The sequence below is a fragment of the Achromobacter xylosoxidans A8 genome (assembly GCF_000165835.1).
Lineage (GTDB): Bacteria > Pseudomonadota > Gammaproteobacteria > Burkholderiales > Burkholderiaceae_B > Achromobacter > Achromobacter xylosoxidans_B.
In genome coordinates, this window is sequence record NC_014640.1 from 5,037,048 (window position 1) to 5,053,409 (window position 16,362).

Below are 16,362 nucleotides of genomic sequence, written 5' to 3' on the forward strand. Positions count from 1 at the left end.
CATGGAGACGGTCGACGTCCGCGTTTTGCGCGAAGCCCGCGCCTGGCTGGCGGAGGGGCACAGGCTGCTGCTGGCCACGGTGGTCAAGACCTGGGGTTCATCCCCGCGCCCCGTCGGATCCATGATGGCCCTGCGTGAAGACGGGCGTTGCGTCGGCTCCGTATCCGGCGGCTGCATCGAAGACGACCTGATACACCGGTATACCCGCGCCTTTGGCGAGGGCGCCATTGCGCAAGGCGCGCCGGAACTGGTGCGCTACGGGATTGAAGCCGACGAAGCGCGCCGGTTCGGACTGCCTTGCGGCGGCACGCTGGAGCTGCTGCTGGAGTTCCAGCCGGACTACGAAACGCTGGACGCCCTGGTCCGGCGGCTCGAATCCGGCCAGTTGGTCCAGCGCAGCGTCGACGTAACCACCGGAGCGGTGACATTGGCGCCGGCCTCGACGCCCGCGGCAGTGCAATTCGACGGCGCAACGCTTTGTTCCACGCTTGGACCGCAGTACCGGATGCTGCTCATCGGCGCAGGCGCATTGGCGGAATACCTGGCCACCATGGCCTTGTTCAACGACTTTGCCGTGACGGTCTGCGATCCGCGGGGAGAACACGTGGGCAGTTGGTCCGTGCCCGGCGTGCACATCACCCGGGAAATGCCCGATGACGCCGTGCTGGCACTGGCCCCTGACACGCGCACCTGCATCGTCGCCTTGAGCCATGATCCCAAGCTGGACGATCTTGCGCTCCTGGAAGCGCTACACAGCCCGGCTTTTTACGTGGGCGCCATTGGTTCGCGCCGCAATACCGGCATCCGCAGGCAACGGTTCATGGAGCATTTTGGCGAAACCGCCGCATCCCTGGAACGGCTGCATGCGCCCGTCGGCATACACATCGGCAGCAGGACACCCGCGGAAATCGCGGTGAGCATCATGGCGGAGATACTTGCTGTGAAGAACGGGGTCGGATTGCCTGCCACCATCGATGGTTCTTGCCAGGTGCTACCTGCAGCACACTGTCCCGCGGTGGATGACCCAACCCCTGACGCCATGAGCATCGCGCCCTGGGTAGTGAAAGGGTAAATAAAAAAGCCCCGCGCAAAATATGGCGCGGAGCATCCCGATGTGTATTATACACACTGATGTGTGTATAATACACACATGGACAGCAAGGAACTGATCAAACAGCTAGAGCGGTCCGGGTGGAAACTGCGAGGAGTTAAGGGCTCCCACCATGTTTTCATCCACCCAGACCGCCCCGGACATATCAGCGTCCCTCACCCTAAAAAGGACCTCGGCATCGGACTACTAAACAGCATCCTCAAAGCAGCTGGTTTGAAGTGAGGCACAGCCCCCGGAGCAATCCGAGGTCTGCTAGACCATGCCACACAAGGAGCACACTAAAGTGAAATATCCCATTGCCATTGAACCCGGCAGCGACACTCACGCGTGGGGGGTCGTGGTCCCTGATCTGCCCGGCTGCTTCTCGGCAGCGGACGAAGGGATTGACCAAGCCATCGAAAACGCCAAGGAAGCCATTGAATTGTGGATTGAAACGGCCATCGACTCCGGCGATCCCATTCCTCCGGCAACCAGTATTGCCAATCATCAGGCCAATCCGGAATTTGCAAACTGGATTTGGGCGATTGCTGATGTGGATCCTGCGGTCCTCGATGAAACTGTTGAGCGCGTGAACATCACCATTCCGCGCCGCATCCTCAAGCGCTTGGATGACCGCGCTCGCGCCGCAGGTGAAAGCCGCAGCAGCTATATCGCGCATCTCGCCATGACAGCCTGATGAAGCATGTAGAGTCGGATTCACTCAGCAGAAAGCCCCGACCGGAATATCCGTGTCGGGGCTTGCTTGTTTCTACCCCGCCGCGGTGCGCGTCATTGTAAGCGCTTGACTCCAGGGGCGATCCTGGCGCGGCAGGAGGGGCTCGAACCCCCGACCCCGGGCTTAGAAGGCCCGTGCTCTATCCAGCTGAGCTACTGCCGCGCGATGTGGTGATGGCCCGGAAAGGATCCGGGCGGCGCATTTTACCTTGTTGTGGCCCGCTTGGCAGGCCGGCGGCGCTGGCGCCCTATTCCTCGCCTATGTCCGCATGGGTCGACACCCACAGCACCAGGGCGTCGTCCGGGCTCAGGCTGATCACTCGGTGGCCCATGCGGCTGTCTATATAGAAGCTTTCCCCGGCCTTGAGGCGAGCGGGTTCGTAGAACTCGGTATAGAGCTCGACTTCGCCTTCCAGGACGTAGACGAATTCCTCGCCGCGATGGCGGCTCCAGTCGTGGAATTCGTCGAAAGAGCGTGCCTTGACGCGGGTGTGGAAGGGCATCATGCGCTTGTGCGACAGCGCGGTGCACAGCAGGCGGTGGTCGTAGTACGGCGTGTCGTATTGGCGCCCTTCGCCCTGGCGGCTGAGGCTGCGGCGGCCGGTGCCCATGTGGGCGTCGGACGCAGTGAAAAGTTCGGCCACGTCCAGTTCCAGGCCGGCCGCGATCTTGATCAGGTTGTCATAGGTGGGCGACAGCAGGCTGTTTTCGATCTTGGACAACGTGGACGCGGACACGCCGGTGGCCGCGGCCGCCTGCTTCAAGGTCCACGCCCGCGCGTGGCGCAAGGCTCGCAGCCGCTGTGCCAACACGCTCTGTTTGTTGCCTTCCATCTATGCACCCTGTCATGCGCGCGACCGCCGCTCCCGCCACCAGTCGCGCGCCTGGTAAGACCAATAAGTTAATTGCACCGCCGCCGTGCCCAAGCCACCGCCGTTCCAGGCCAGCCCGAACGGCGCAAACAGCTTGTAGCGCTGGGTGTCGCCCGCGATCCCTTCGGCGACCACCCGGCCGCCGATCGAGGCGGTGTTCATGCCGTGTCCGCCGAACGCCGTGCAATACCAGACGTCCGGCGACAGCTGGCCGATCTGCGGCATCAGATGCCGCGCGTAAGCCATGCGCCCCGACCACGCCGTCTCCACCCGCAGCCCCTGCAATTGGGGGTAGACGGAGAGCAGTTCGCGGCGCAGTGACTCCGCCAGATCTGGCGGGTCGTCGACACGGGTGGTGATTCTACTGCCCCAGCCGATGCGCCCGCCATCGAGTACGCGGTAATAGTTACCGGCGCGCCGGTCGTCGCCGATGGCGGCGGTGGTGCGGATCGCTTCGCGCACCCGGTCGCCCAAGGGCTCGGTCAGCATGATGTAGGTGGCGATGGGCAGCATCGCGCGGCGCAGCGCGGGCACCACGCCCTCGGTGTAGCCACCGGTGGCCAGCACCACGGTGCGGGCCTCGACCTGGCCCTGCTCCGTCTTCAGGCGTTTGACTGCGCCGTCCAGGGCCGCCTGCGTGACGGGCGAGTCCTCGTGGATGCGCACGCCCAGGCGCGCGCATTCTCGGGCCAGCGCGCGGGCGTAGTTCAGCGGATGGAAGTGAAAGGACGCGGGGTCCTCCACGCCCTGGTGGTAGACATCGGACAGCAGGCGCTCGCGGACCTGGTTGCGGCTCAAGAGGCGCACGTCGCGGCCGAAGTCGCGCTGCTGGCTGTCGCACCACTGCCGCAGGGCGTCGGTCGCCTCATAACGCACCACGCGCAGCCGGCCGTCGACCTTGCAGGCGTCGACGATGTCCAGGTCGCGGATGTTGTTGCGAATGATCTCCACGCCCTCCATCGACAGCCGGTAGAGCTTGCGGTAGTGGTCTTCGTCGACGTGCTTCCTGATGGCGTCGGCCCCGGCGGAAAATGCCGGCGACACCGAGCCCCCGTTGCGTCCCGAGGCCCCCCAGGCGATGCGCCGCCCTTCCAGCAAGGTGACGTCGCGGCCACGGCGGGCCAGTTCCAGCGCGGTGGACAGGCCCGCCAGTCCAGCCCCGACCACGCAGACATCGGTGCTGACGGTCTCTGCCAAAGGCGCATAGCGGGTGGTGTCGTCGGCCAGCGTGCGCTTGTAGTAGGTGTCGATGTACTCGGAAGCCATGGTGGTCGGCATCAGTTCAGGCCTGCGCCCTGCAAGCCGCCCGTCAGGCGCTTTTCCAGCCAGTTGGCCAGGCGCAGCAGCGGGTAGCAGTAGATGAAGTAGATGGCGGCGATCATGCCGTAGATGAAGAGCGACTTGGCTGGAAAGGTGATGATGAAGACCTCGCCTTGCCGCGTCAGTTCGGTGATGCCCACCACGGACAGAATCGCGGTGCTCTTGATCAACATGACGTAGACGCCGCTCATGGGCTGCACGATCAGGCGCATGGCCTGCGGCAGGATGACCAGCCGCAAGATCTGGAACGGCCTCAGGCCCAGCGTCATGGCGCCTTCGGTCTGGCCGCGCGGCACGGCCTGGATCGCGCCCATGACGATTTCCGCAACGTAGCAGGACGTGTAGACAGACAACGACACGAAGGCCGCCGTGCCGGAATCCCAATGCAGCATTTCGATGCCGGTACTGGGCAGCACGAAATAGAAAATATAGAGCTGCACCAGGAACGGCGTGCCGCGCAGGATGTGGATGTACAGGCCCAGCAGCTGATGCACGCCGCGGATGCGGTAGCTGCGGATCACGCCGATCACGAAGCCCAGGAGCGATCCCGCGATGATGGCCACGAAGGAGATCTTCAAGGTCTCCCAGAAGCCCTTCAGCAGGAAGGGCAGCACGACGCCGGCGGTGGAAAGATAGGAATCCAACATGCTTACCTCGCGTTCCAGGCAGGACCCGCCAGCCAAAGGCTCACGCCGCGCGACAGCAGCAGCATGCAGGCGTAGATCAGCAGATAGCCGGCCGCGATGGTCAGGAAGCTCTCGTTGGGTACGATGCGGTCGCTGTTCATCTGCACGCCGGCCGCGACCAGTTCGAACACCGTGATCAGCGACAGCAGCGACGTGTCCTTGATCAGCACGGCGGTCTGGCCTAGCAGGGGCGGCAGCGTGTTGGCGAAAGCCTGCGGCAGCACGACATAGCGCAGGCGCTGGCCGTAATTCATGCCGCAAGCCTTGGCGCCTTCGATCTGGCCGCGCGGCACGGATTCGATGCCCACGCGGATGATCTCGCTCATGTAGGCCGCATGGTGCAGCGTCATCGCCATGATGCCCAGCAGCATTTCGCTCCAGCCCTTGGCGCCCGGCACCAGCATGGGCACGGCGTAATAGACCAGGTAGATCTGCACCAACAAGGGGGTGGAACGGATGAATTGCACATAGGCCGCCACCGGCCGCCAGACGAGGGCGCGGGGCGACATATGCGCAAGCGCCAGCGGGATGCCGGCCAGCACCGACAGCACCAGGCTTGCGCCCGCCGCGATCAGGGTGTTGGCCAGGCCGGTGGCGAACTGGCCCGTGTACTGGCTGACGATGCGCCAGTTATAGAAATCGAGCAGCCAGTCCATGGGCTCAGTGGTCTTTCTTCCAGTCGGTGGAGTACCAGTACTTCACCTGTTCGGGCAGCGTGTTGTCGGCCGTCTTCAAGGTCTGCCAGTTATCCAGCCAGAACTTCAGGCGGAAGGCGTTGGGACCGACGGCGAAGGCCAGGGGCTCGCGCACCATGATGCCGTCCAGCACGCGCAGGTTGCCGAAGTCGACCAGGAACTGGTTGGCGGTGGACAGCGACATGATGCCGGCGTCCAGCCGGCCACTGGACAGGGCCTGCCCGACCGGCGCGCTGCCGCCCGAGAATTCCTTCATGGTGGCCTTGGGCAACATCTTCTTGCCCACTTCCGCATAGGTGCTGGCGCCCAGCACGCCCACGGTCACGCCGTCCTTGTTGAGTTCCTCGTACGACTTGTAGGGCGAGTCCTTGGGCACCACGGCCACGGTGTCCGCGTAGAACATCGGGGTGGAGAACAGCACCTGGGCCGCGCGCTGCGGCGTGGGCGTCATGTCCGCGGCCACCATGTCGGCCTTGCCGGACAGCAGCGCCGGGATCAGGCCCTTCCACTCATAGTCCTGCAGCACCAGCTTCACGCCCAGGTCGTCGGCCATGCGCTTGGCCACTTCCACGGCCAGGCCGGTGCGCTTGCCGGTCTTGTCCATGAAGCTCATCAGCGGCCCGGAGGTCTGCACCGCGACGCGCAGTTCACCGCGCTTGAGAATGTCGCCCAGCTCGTCGGCCTGCGCCGGCAAGGCCACCGTGGCGGCCGCCAGGGCGACGCCGGCCACGCCCAGCCATCGTTTGATTTTCAGCATTTCCTACCCCTTGTGGTGAATGGACTCACGTCGTTCCGGGCAAAGCACAGTGCGCCGGCAGCGCCCGGATCAGCCGGACCGGCCCTGGTTACCGCCGGACGCCACACTCGCGGACCGCCCGTTGCTACCTTGCTGCTAGGGACTACAGAATCTTTTCCAGGAAGGCGCGGGTACGCGCTTCCCGGGGGTGGCCGAACACCTCGTCCGGCGTGCCCATTTCCACGATGCGGCCGGCGTCCATGAAGAGCGCGCGGTCACCCACGTCGCGGGCGAAGCCCATTTCATGGGTCACCACGGCCATGGTCATGCCGTCGCGCGCCAGCGCGCGCATCAGTTCAAGAATGCCTCCCACGGTTTCGGGGTCGAGTGCCGAGGTGGCCTCGTCGAACAGCATCAGCTTGGGGTCCATGGCCAGCGCGCGCGCGATCGCCACGCGCTGCTGCTGGCCGCCGGAGAGCTGGCTGGGATAACGCGCGCCGTAGTCGCCCACGCCGACGCGGCCCAGCAGTTCGCGGGCGTAGCGTTCGGCGTCGGCGCGGGCGCGGCCGCGCACCACGCGCTGGGGTAGCGCGACATTGTCCAGCGCAGTACGGTGTTGGAACAGGTTGAAGTGCTGGAACACCATGCCGACTTCGGTGCGCCAGCGGTTGACGTCGGTGGCCGGGTCCGTGAGCGACACGCCGTCCACGCGGATGGCGCCGCTGTCTATGCTTTCCAGGCCGTTGAGCGTGCGCAACAAGGTGCTTTTACCGGATCCGGACGGGCCGACCACCACCATGACCTCGCCGCGGCCGAGCTGGCAATCGATGCCGTCCAACGCCAGATGCGGGGCCTGCCCGTCGCGTTGATAGGTCTTGCTGACTGCCTGGACGACCAGCAGAGGTTCCGCCACGGATCCACCTTCGTATGAGTGCTGCCTTGGTTTAAAAAGGTTTCGCAATTCATGCTGGAGTTTCGTATAGTAAATTTTTTTCCAGAATCGCCACTTAGGCATAACCCTTAAGCGAAGACAGGCTCTTCGCAGGCAACCCAAGGAACCGGCATGGACACTCCCCAAGACATCCTGCGCGCGCTCGGGCTGAACCCGGAATCGCTCACGGGCGGCACGCTGCGCGCGCGCAGTCCGATAGACGGCGCCGAACTGGCCCGGGTCCACGAGCACACGGTGGCCCAGGCCCATTCCGCCATCACCCGCGCGCGCCAGGCCAGCCTGGCATGGCGCGACGTGCCGGCGCCGCGCCGCGGCGAACTGCTGCGCCTGTTCGGCGAAACGCTGCGCCAGCACAAGCGCGAGCTGGGCCGCCTGGTCAGCCTGGAGGCCGGCAAGATCGTGGCCGAAGGCGAAGGCGAAGTGCAGGAAATGATCGACATCTGCGACTTCGCCGTGGGCCTGTCGCGCCAGCTCTACGGACTGACGATCGCCTCCGAGCGCCCAGGCCATCGCATGATGGAAACCTGGCATCCGCTGGGCGTGGTCGGCGTGATCAGCGCGTTCAACTTCCCGGTAGCCGTGTGGTCCTGGAACGCCGCGCTGGCGCTGGTCTGCGGCAACGCCGTGGTCTGGAAGCCATCGGAAAAAACCCCGCTGACCGCGCTGGCCTGCCAGGCGCTTTTCGCCCAGGCCGCGCAACGTTTCGGCGATGCCCCCGCCGGCCTGTCGGAAGTGCTGATCGGCGGTCGCGAGATCGGCGAGGCGCTGGTGGATTCGCACGCCGTGGCCCTGGTGTCGGCTACCGGCTCGACCCGCATGGGCCGCCAGGTGGGTCCGCGCGTGGCACAGCGCTTCGGCCGCGTGCTGCTGGAACTGGGCGGCAACAACGCCATCATCGTCGGCCCCACCGCCGACCTGGACATGGCCGCGCGCGGCATCGTGTTCGGCGCCATCGGCACGGCCGGACAGCGCTGCACCTCGACGCGCCGACTGATCGTGCATGAAAGCGTGGCCGACGACCTGGTGCAGCGCCTGCACAAGGCCTATGCCAGCGCCACCATCGGCAACCCGCTGGACAGCGGCACGCTGGTCGGCCCGCTGATCGACCGCGTATCCTTCGACGCCATGCAGGCCGCGCTGACGGCGGCGCGCGAACAGGGCGGCAAGGTCACGGGCGGCGAACGCGTGCTGGCCGAGCAGTATCCCGAGGCCTGGTACGCGCGCCCCGCCATCGCCGAAATGCCGGGCCAGACCGACGTGGTCTGCCACGAAACCTTCGCGCCCATCCTGTACGTGATGCGCTACACCGATTTCAACCAGGCCCTGGCCTTGCAGAATGGCGTGCCGCAAGGCCTGTCGTCCGCCATCTTCACCAATGACCTGCGCGAGGCCGAGACCTTCCTGTCGGCGGCCGGCTCGGACTGCGGCATCGCCAACGTCAATATCGGCACCTCGGGCGCCGAGATCGGCGGCGCCTTCGGCGGAGAAAAGGAAACCGGGGGTGGGCGCGAATCGGGCTCGGACGCGTGGCGCAACTACATGCGCCGCGCGACCAACACGATCAACTATTCGCGCCAGCTGCCGCTGGCGCAGGGCATCAAGTTCGGCGAGTAGGCCCGCGCGCAGCCCTGTCCCCACAAGCCCCCGCCGTGCGCGGGGGCTTACGCTTTCTACATACGATTAGCCTGGCTTACAAACTGTAGCCGGGGTCGATGCTACATTTCCTGGTCACAAAACTACGTTATGAGCCGATGACCATCAGCCGTCCAGCACGATCCGCCCTCCTCCTGCGCACCCTTGCCGCCGCCCTGGCCATGGGTCTGGCGGGCGCAGCCACCGCGGGCGTGTCGTACCGGCTGGATCGTCCATCGGCCGCCCCCGGCGAGACCGTCACCATCGAAGCGGTGTACTTCAACGAAGGCACCGCCCGCTCCAACTGGGAAGCCCCGCCCGAACTGGTGCTGCAATGGCGCGGCCAGGACGGCCAGATCGTGCGCAGCCTGGCCAAGCTGCGCGGCGGGCCGGCCAGCTTCAGCGTGCCGGTCAACAACTTCGCGCGCATGGCCTGGACGGCGGTCGTGCCCGCCACGGCCAACGGCCTGCAGGCCGTGTCCATCGAGGGCCAGCCGGCGATGATGGCGCTGGACGCCACCGGCCGCGACAGCGGCACCTTGGCCAGCACGCCCGCGCGCGGCCCGGTGGTGGACGCCAGCAGCGGCCAGCCCGTGCCCGCCGCCGCCGTGGCCGCGGTCGGCGCTTCGCCCGAAGGGGGCCCTTCGCCCGACGCTTCCGCGGTGCCTACCGTGCAGCCGCAGAACGCCTTTGACCGCTTCCGCAGCTCGGTTTCCGAATACAAGCCGGTGTACTTCGACATCGGCACGCGCGGACAGACCACCGCGCGCTTCCAGATCAGCGCCAAGTACCGCCTCTTCAGCCCCGCGGGCGACCGCCCGGCGACCTGGGACGAGAACTTCTACCTGGCGTACACACAGACGTCGCTGTGGGACCTGCAGGGCGATTCCATGCCCTTCATCGACACCACCTTCAATCCCAGCGCCTTCTGGCTATCCGACAATATCTGGCAGTCGGCCAGCCAGAACTGGCGCTTCGGCATGAACACCGGCGTCGAGCACAACTCCAACGGCAAGGACGGCGCGGATTCGCGCTCGTTGAACGACGGCTATATCGAACCGCGCTTCCACTACCGCTTCGACGGCGGCAGCACGCTGACCTTCGCGCCGCGGGTCAAGGCCTACTTCGGCGTCGCCAGCGAGAACAGCGACTACGCCGACTACGCCGGCCACGTCGACTGGCAATTGCGCTGGGCCCAGGACAACGGCGCCGTCATCTCCGCCATGTACCGCCAGGGCGATCAGAAGCGCCGCACCACCCAGCTGGATTTCGCCTGGCCGCTGCAGCGCACCTGGCTGAACATGAACGGCTACCTGCATCTGCAGTACTTCAACGGCTACGGCGAAACGCTGCTGGGCTACAACCAGCGCAACGAATCGCAGTTCCGCGTCGGCCTGTCGCTGGTGCCTTAAGCCCGCCGATCCGTCGGGGCGTCCTAGCCTTCCATCGCCAGTTCTTCCCAGCCCAGTTCGCGGGTGCGCTCCAGCGCCACCGTGACCTGGGCGGCGGCGGAGCGCACCCCCTCCACTAGCTCCTGTCCAGTCAGCAGCCGCGCCGTGACGCTGGCCATGAACACGTCGCCGGTGCCGTGCACCGAGGGCGGGATCGCGATCTCCGGATGCGTCACGACGGTGGCCTGCTCCCGCGTCACCACCGCCAGCTGCAAGGTGCCGGCCGCGGCGGCCATGGGCGCCGCGCTGGTCACCACGATCCAGTCCGGACCGCGCGCGATCAGTTCGCGCGCCGCGGCCACTACTTCGTCAATTGATGACAGGGCGCGCCCCACCAGCAATTCCAGCTCAAAATGGTTCGGCGTCATACCGTTGGCCAGCGGCACCAGCAGGTCCCGGTATTGCTCGACCAGTCCTTCGTTCACGTACAGGCCGTCGTTGCGGTCGCCCATGACGGGATCGATATGGATTTTCACGTCCGGCCGCGCGGCGCGCAGCGCGGCCAGCCAATCGGCAAGCAACCCGGCCTGCCCGGGCTGGCCCAGGTATCCGCACACCACCGCCCGCGCCGTCCTGCTGACGCCGCGCTCGTCCAGCCCCTGCAACAGCCCTTCGAACCAGTCCAGCGGCACCGCGCCGCCGTGCAAGGTCGGATAGTGCGGCGTATTGCTCAGGATGACGGTGGGCACCGCGATCGCGTGCAGGCCCGCCTTGCGGAAGACCGGCATGGCGGCGTTATTGCCGACGCAGCCATACACGACCTGGGATTGGACGGAAACGATATCCACCTGCGCGGTAACGGCGGGGATTGCGCTCATGGGGCTGGCTCCTGGCTGCCGCGGTTTACGCGGCGCTACATGCGGGTGATGAAATAGATCTTCTTGACGAACTGGTCGACTTCCCAGCGGCCGGTATAGCCCTCGGGCATGACGAAGGCTTCGCCCACTGTCAGCTCGTGCACGGTGCCATCCGGGTCGACCAGGCGCGCCGAGCCTTCGACGATGTAGCCGAACTCGATGTAGCCGGTGGTGTTGGACTGGAACACGCCCGCGGTGCTTTCCCAGACACCGGCCTCTGCCTTGCCGCCATTGCCTTCGAAAGCGGTCACGGTGCGGAACGCGGCGTCGCCCGAGAGCGGACGGCGCGGCTTGCCGGGCACCGGGTTCTTCATGGGGCCGGCGTCGATGCGGACGAGGCGCGATTGGTCGTTCTTCATGGCGGTTCCTGTATGCGGATAGATGATGAGTCCGGAGGCCTGCTCAGTGCGCGGCCACCACCAGCACTTCGGCCATGGCCCGGCTGACGGTGCGCATGCGGTGTGGCAGTTCGGAATCGAAATAGACGGAATCCCCGGCTTCCAGGCGTAACTGGCGCTCGCCCACGTGAACCTCGATGGCGCCCTTGAGCACCAGCAGGAATTCCTCGCCGGGGTGCGGAAACACCGCGGTCGCATCGGGAAATTCGCGCGGCGGATGCACCACGAAAGGCTCCATCGCCTTGACCTTGCGACGGCCAGCCAGCGACTCGTAGTGATACTCGCTGCCCAGTCCCCGGCGCTGCAAGGCCTCGCGGTCCGCCACCCGCACCACGCTGACGACTTCCTCCTGCGCGGCGTCGTCCGTGCCCACCAGTTCCGACACGCCCAGGCCGTACGCTTCCGCCAGCCGCAGCACGGTGGAAATGGAGGGCTCGCTCAGGCCCCGCTCCAGTTTGGAGAGGTAGCTCTTGGTCAATCCGGTGCGCTGCGCCAGCTGTTCCAGGGACAGGGTTTGCTGGCGGCGAAGGGCGCGCAGGCGGTGCGGCAGGTCTATCATCGGCGGGGTTGCGGGCGAAGATGCGAAATACGGTCGCGGAATACGACCGGTAAGCATGCCCTAATCCGGCCCCGCCGTCGAGCCGGCCCCGCCCGCAGCGGCCATCAGGCCAGCACGTCGGGATGCGCCCGCAACGCGCGCCGCGCATAGTACGAGAAGCCGACTTGCGAGCGCTTCGGCGTCAGGATCCAGTCATGCGCCTCGCGGCCCAGGGCCGGCGGAATGGGTTGGATCTTGCCGGCGGCCATGGCCAGCAGCTGCATGCGGGCGGCGCGCTCGAACTGCAGGGCCAGCACGCACGCCTCTTCCACCGAACCCGCCGCGATCAGCATGCCGTGGTGCGACAGCAGGATGGCGCGCTTGGAACCCAGCGCCGCCGAAATGATCTCGCCTTCCTCATTACCCACCGGCACGCCGGGCCAATCCTTCAAGAAGGCCACGTCGTCGTACAGCGTGCAGTTGTCCATATGCGAGACTTCCAACGGCACCTCCAGCATCGACAGCGACGCGACATGCAGCGGATGCGTATGGATGATGCAGTTCACGTCCGGACGCGCGCGGTAGACCCAGGAGTGGAAGCGGTTGGCCGGATTCGGCATGCCGCCGCCTTCCTGCACGCGCAGGTCCTCGTCGACCAGCAGCAGGTTGCTGGCGGTAATCTCGTCAAAGCCCAGGCCCAGGCGCTGCGTGAAATACCGGTTCGGCTCCGGCGCGCGCGCCGTGATCTGCCCGGCCAGGCCGGAATCATGCCCGCCGTCGAACAGGATGCGGCAGGTCAGCGCCAGGCGTTCGCGCAGGCTCCATTCGGGCGTCTCGAACTGGCGCTGCATTTCGGCTTTCGCCCGCGCGATCAGTTCGTCCTTGCCCAGGTGCATCGTATCGGCCATCGTCGTCACTCCTAAGATTGTGTTCGTGTCATGCCGCTGCGATCAGCGGCGTAAAGCCGGGCAAGGCGCGCATGCGCGCCAGCCAGGCGTCGATATGGGCGAAGCCGGACAGGTCGTAACCGCCCTCGGCCGCCATGCTCGTATAAGGGAACAGCGCGATGTCGGCGATGGTCGGCGCGGTTCCCACCAGATAATCGCGGCCCGCCAGATGCGCATCCATCAGCGCGGCCGCCTTCATGCCGATCTCGCGCCACGCCTGCATGGCCGGATCATCCACCTGCGCCGTGCGGCGCAAGTGGATCAGCAGCCGCGGCTGCGCAAAGGCGTGCATGTGCTGGGTCTGCTCGAAGCTGAGCCAGCTGCTGACCTGCGACTGCTCCAGGCGGCCGGCGGGCAGCCAGGGCGTGCCCAGTCCCAGATACCAGAGGATGGCCTGCGACTCGGCCAGCCACTCGCCCTCTGGCGTCAGCAGGGCCGGCACCTGGCGCCACGGATTGATGCGCGCGAACGCCTCCGTCTCCAGGTCGCCCTGCACGATGTCGAAGGTGCGCCGCTTGATCGGCAGGCCCATGTAGCCGCAAGCCAGCCGGATCTTCCAGGCATTGCCCGAACGCAGCGTATCGGCCAGTTCCAGCGGCTTGCCCGCCAGCGGATGCGGTGTCTGGTTCATCGTCAGTCCATCTTGATGTTGGCGCGTTTCACAATCTCGGTCCACTTGGCCTTCTCGCCGGCGATGAAGCGCTGATACTCATCCGGCTTGCCCGTGTACAGCTGCGTACCCTGGGACGCGAGCCGCTCCTTCAGTTCCGGCGACGCCAGGGTCTTCTGCAACGCGGCGTTCAGCTTTTCCAACACTTCGGGTGGCGTGCCCGCGGGCGCGAAGAACGCGTTCCACGAACTGATCTGCAGGGCCGCGTCACCCACTTCGTTGCTGGCGGGCACCTCGGGCGCGGAAGGCAGCCGCTTGTCGGCAGCCACCGCCAGCGGGCGCAGTTTGCCGGACGCAGCGTGCGGCATGATCACCGGACTGGCGTCCATCACCACGTCCACCTGCGCGCCGATGGCGGCGTTCACCGCTTCGCTGCCGCTCTTGAACGGCACATGCACGATATCCACGCCCGCCGTCAGCTTCAATAGTTCCAAACCAAGGTGCGGCGAACTCGCGTTGCCTGCCGAACCGAAATTCAGCTTGGCCGGGTTGGCCTTGGCATAGGCTACGAACTCGCTGAAGGTCTTCGCCGGCACGGCCTCCCGGACCGCCAGCAGATACGGCGATCCCGACACCATGCCCACCGGCGCGAACTTGTCCGCGTCGTAGCTGAGCTTGCTGTAGATCAGCGGGTTGACCACCTGCGTCCCGACCGTGCCCATGAAGATCGTATAGCCGTCGGCCGGCGCGGTGGCGGCCACCTGCGCCGCAATCACCCCGCCCGCGCCCGGCCGGTTCTCGATCACGATGCTCTGTCCCAGCGCATCGCCCATGCCCTTGCCGACCTGGCGCGCCACGATGTCCGTGATCCCGCCCGCGCCGAAAGGCACCACCAGCCGGATCGGCCGATCCGGATAGGCCGCCGCTTGAGCCCCGCTGCCCGCCATCGCCGTCACCAGCGCCAGCGCGCCCGCCATCTTGGAAATCTTCATGTCATCCCCCGTGGGCTCCGCCTATCGGAGCTCCAATGACACAAAGTGTCCTATAGAGCATTGATTTTCCGCAAGGAAAATAGATTTAGGGAAAACCCTTAGAGGTAGGAATAAAGTTCGCCTTTTTGGTTGAAGTTCGCCTTTTGGCTTTGGTGGGCAACACTTGCTATTACGCGGGCATCTTCTCTTATTCTTTGTGGATGGACGTCCTGCAGGCTGAAGAAAGGCGAACTTTGCAATAAACGCTATTGAATTAGCGCGACAGTCCAAGCTGGCAGATTTGGGGCATGCGCGTACGGGCATTGGGGAAGAGACACGGGCGTCTCGAGCACTCGGCCCTAAGTTGGGAGTTGTAAGAGAAGAAAGCCGTGCCTTGTATGGAAGGCCCGGGGGTGCTGTGGTCAGTGGCCGCTTCCGGCTGTGCAGCCAGGAGCTGCCACTCGCGTTCCCGGTGAACGCTTGATAGTGCCTCATCGTCCAATGTGGTCTTTTATTCAATATTCGTTGTATGATTGAATCATGAATGAAGATCAAGCAATCTCCGCTCTCGCAGGCCTTGCCCATCCTCAGCGGCTACGCACGTTCCGCGCCCTGGTTGTGGCCGGGCCTCTCGGCCTCACGCCCAGCGTGCTTGCCGACCAACTCGGCGTTGCAAGGAACGCATTGTCCTTTCACCTGAAGGAGCTAGCCCATGCCGGCTTGGTGAGCGTCGAGCAACAGGGCCGCAACCTAATCTATCGCGCCGACTTTTCCCGAATGAATGGGTTGCTCGGCTACCTCACCGAACACTGTTGCGAAGGTGCGCCCTGCGAGGCTTCCGCCATCGCCAGCTGCACGACCTGCTAACCGGGAGTTCCCCATGAAGCGCTTTCATGTTCATTTGCACGTCGACGACCTGGCCAGAAACATCGGCTTCTACTCCCAGTTGTTCGCGCAGGAGCCCGCACGCGTCGAATCGGATTACGCAAAGTGGATGCTTGACGACCCTCCAGTGAATTTCGCGATATCAACGCGCGGCGCTGGCGGAGGCGTAGACCATTTCGGGATTCAAGCCGATAGCGCAGAGGAACTGGAGGCGTTGAAGTCCAGCGCTGAGACTGCCCGCCTGGTCCTAGAGGATCAGGGGGAAGCATCCTGCTGCTACGCCCGCAGCGAGAAATACTGGATCACAGATCCACAAGGTCTGGCCTGGGAACACTTCCACACGCTCGGCACCATTCTGACCTATGGCGCGCCAGCCGGCCAGGCCACCGCACCGATCTGCGCTGCACCGCCGGTAAAAGCGCCGGCGCCCACTAGTTGCTGCACCCCGAAGGCAACCATCGCCACTCGCTGCTGCTAGGAATTTCTATGTCGCACTCACCTTTTAACGTGCTGTTCCTTTGCACGGGTAATTCCGCGCGTTCAATTCTGGCCGAAGGGCTGCTCAATGGACTCAGTCCTGATCGTTTCCGGGCGTACTCCGCCGGCAGCATACCCAAGGGCGAAGTCCATCCCCTGGCACTGAACACCCTCAAATCGTATTCGCTGCCGACAGGCGGCTACCGTAGCAAGAGCTGGGACGAGTTCGCGGGCCCCGAGGCTCCAAAGATGGACTTCATCATCACGGTGTGCGACAACGCGGCAGGCGAAGTTTGCCCCGTGTGGCCCGGCCATCCGATGACTGCGCATTGGGGTGTGCCGGACCCTGCCGCGCATGAGGGAAGCGAAGAAGAACGCATCAAGGCCTTCCACGACGCAGCGCGCATGCTCAAGCGTCGTATCGAACTGTTCCTGTCTTTGTCGCTTGATCGCCTTGACGCCATGTCGCTCCAGGCCGAGCTGCGTGGTATCGGCCAGTCGCGGGAGTAG

20 protein-coding genes and 1 tRNA gene are annotated in these 16,362 nt (G+C 65.2%); 8 read left to right on the plus strand and 13 right to left on the minus strand.

The genetic code is table 11. From position 1 onward, the window contains the following. Position 1: 1 nt before the first annotated feature. From AXYL_RS23360 to AXYL_RS23365, 3 genes are all read left to right on the plus strand, one after another. Complete coding sequence (locus tag AXYL_RS23360) at positions 2-1,072, plus strand: XdhC family protein (protein WP_013395338.1); 1,071 nt, start codon at positions 2-4, stop codon at positions 1,070-1,072. Positions 1,073-1,150: 78 nt separating this feature from the next. Further along, on the plus strand, positions 1,151-1,333 hold the full coding sequence (locus AXYL_RS34450; protein ID WP_013395339.1) for a type II toxin-antitoxin system HicA family toxin: 183 nt from the start codon (positions 1,151-1,153) through the stop codon (positions 1,331-1,333). A gap of 61 nt (positions 1,334-1,394) precedes the next feature. Next, entirely contained in the window at positions 1,395-1,787 is a 393-nt protein-coding gene (locus AXYL_RS23365) for a type II toxin-antitoxin system HicB family antitoxin (protein WP_041654201.1), read from the plus strand. A 124-nt stretch (positions 1,788-1,911) separates the two neighbouring features. Here the strand turns inward: AXYL_RS23365 and AXYL_RS23370 are convergent. The 7 genes from AXYL_RS23370 to AXYL_RS23400 all read right to left on the minus strand — a co-directional run bounded on the left by AXYL_RS23370 (position 1,912) and on the right by AXYL_RS23400 (position 7,047). Then, positions 1,912-1,988, minus strand: a tRNA-Arg gene (locus tag AXYL_RS23370). 85 nt (positions 1,989-2,073) lie between these two features. Beyond that, positions 2,074-2,658: a helix-turn-helix domain-containing protein gene (locus AXYL_RS23375; RefSeq protein WP_013395341.1), complete on the minus strand. Its 585-nt coding sequence runs from the start codon at positions 2,656-2,658 to the stop codon at positions 2,074-2,076. 12 nt (positions 2,659-2,670) lie between these two features. Then, a complete protein-coding gene (locus AXYL_RS23380) occupies positions 2,671-3,963 on the minus strand; it encodes an NAD(P)/FAD-dependent oxidoreductase (protein WP_041655948.1) in 1,293 nt (430 codons plus the stop codon). A gap of 11 nt (positions 3,964-3,974) precedes the next feature. Then, positions 3,975-4,664 (minus strand): amino acid ABC transporter permease, encoded by a 690-nt coding sequence (locus tag AXYL_RS23385; protein ID WP_013395343.1) that lies wholly within the window; start codon positions 4,662-4,664, stop codon positions 3,975-3,977. A 2-nt stretch (positions 4,665-4,666) separates the two neighbouring features. Continuing rightward, positions 4,667-5,359: an amino acid ABC transporter permease gene (locus tag AXYL_RS23390; protein WP_013395344.1), complete on the minus strand. Its 693-nt coding sequence runs from the start codon at positions 5,357-5,359 to the stop codon at positions 4,667-4,669. A 4-nt stretch (positions 5,360-5,363) separates the two neighbouring features. Then, positions 5,364-6,155, minus strand: coding sequence for an ABC transporter substrate-binding protein (locus AXYL_RS23395; RefSeq protein ID WP_013395345.1), 792 nt, complete (start codon positions 6,153-6,155; stop codon positions 5,364-5,366). Between the two features lie 142 nt (positions 6,156-6,297). Further along, positions 6,298-7,047 carry an amino acid ABC transporter ATP-binding protein gene (locus tag AXYL_RS23400; RefSeq protein WP_013395346.1) on the minus strand — a complete coding sequence of 250 codons (750 nt, stop codon included), beginning with the start codon at positions 7,045-7,047 and terminating at the stop codon, positions 6,298-6,300. A gap of 150 nt (positions 7,048-7,197) precedes the next feature. Between AXYL_RS23400 and AXYL_RS23405 the strand changes: the two genes are divergently transcribed. Together AXYL_RS23405 and AXYL_RS23410 are read left to right on the plus strand one after the other, a co-directional pair. Then, positions 7,198-8,700: an aldehyde dehydrogenase family protein gene (locus tag AXYL_RS23405; protein ID WP_013395347.1), complete on the plus strand. Its 1,503-nt coding sequence runs from the start codon at positions 7,198-7,200 to the stop codon at positions 8,698-8,700. Positions 8,701-8,837: 137 nt separating this feature from the next. Beyond that, on the plus strand, positions 8,838-10,130 hold the full coding sequence (locus tag AXYL_RS23410) for a phospholipase A (protein WP_013395348.1): 1,293 nt from the start codon (positions 8,838-8,840) through the stop codon (positions 10,128-10,130). Positions 10,131-10,153: 23 nt separating this feature from the next. Here the strand turns inward: AXYL_RS23410 and pdxK are convergent, their stop codons facing one another. From pdxK to AXYL_RS23440, 6 genes are all read right to left on the minus strand, one after another. Beyond that, the gene (gene pdxK / locus AXYL_RS23415; RefSeq protein ID WP_013395349.1) at positions 10,154-10,987 is read right to left on the minus strand and encodes a pyridoxine/pyridoxal/pyridoxamine kinase; all 834 of its coding nucleotides are present in this window, start codon (positions 10,985-10,987) and stop codon (positions 10,154-10,156) included. Positions 10,988-11,022: 35 nt separating this feature from the next. Further along, positions 11,023-11,385, minus strand: coding sequence for a cupin domain-containing protein (locus AXYL_RS23420; protein WP_013395350.1), 363 nt, complete (start codon positions 11,383-11,385; stop codon positions 11,023-11,025). A 43-nt stretch (positions 11,386-11,428) separates the two neighbouring features. Then, positions 11,429-11,983 carry a helix-turn-helix domain-containing protein gene (locus AXYL_RS23425; protein ID WP_013395351.1) on the minus strand — a complete coding sequence of 185 codons (555 nt, stop codon included), beginning with the start codon at positions 11,981-11,983 and terminating at the stop codon, positions 11,429-11,431. A gap of 104 nt (positions 11,984-12,087) precedes the next feature. After that, on the minus strand, positions 12,088-12,870 hold the full coding sequence (locus AXYL_RS23430; RefSeq protein ID WP_013395352.1) for an aldolase: 783 nt from the start codon (positions 12,868-12,870) through the stop codon (positions 12,088-12,090). Between the two features lie 28 nt (positions 12,871-12,898). Next, entirely contained in the window at positions 12,899-13,540 is a 642-nt protein-coding gene (locus tag AXYL_RS23435) for a glutathione S-transferase family protein (protein WP_013395353.1), read from the minus strand. A gap of 2 nt (positions 13,541-13,542) precedes the next feature. Further along, complete coding sequence (locus AXYL_RS23440) at positions 13,543-14,511, minus strand: Bug family tripartite tricarboxylate transporter substrate binding protein (protein ID WP_013395354.1); 969 nt, start codon at positions 14,509-14,511, stop codon at positions 13,543-13,545. Between the two features lie 519 nt (positions 14,512-15,030). Between AXYL_RS23440 and AXYL_RS23445 the strand changes: the two genes are divergently transcribed. The 3 genes from AXYL_RS23445 to AXYL_RS23455 are packed head-to-tail and all read left to right on the plus strand — an operon-like array spanning position 15,031 to position 16,362. Continuing rightward, entirely contained in the window at positions 15,031-15,357 is a 327-nt protein-coding gene (locus AXYL_RS23445) for an ArsR/SmtB family transcription factor (RefSeq protein ID WP_013395355.1), read from the plus strand. Positions 15,358-15,370: 13 nt separating this feature from the next. Next, complete coding sequence (locus AXYL_RS23450; RefSeq protein ID WP_013395356.1) at positions 15,371-15,853, plus strand: ArsI/CadI family heavy metal resistance metalloenzyme; 483 nt, start codon at positions 15,371-15,373, stop codon at positions 15,851-15,853. An 8-nt stretch (positions 15,854-15,861) separates the two neighbouring features. Continuing rightward, on the plus strand, positions 15,862-16,362 hold the full coding sequence (locus tag AXYL_RS23455) for an arsenate reductase ArsC (RefSeq protein ID WP_013395357.1): 501 nt from the start codon (positions 15,862-15,864) through the stop codon (positions 16,360-16,362).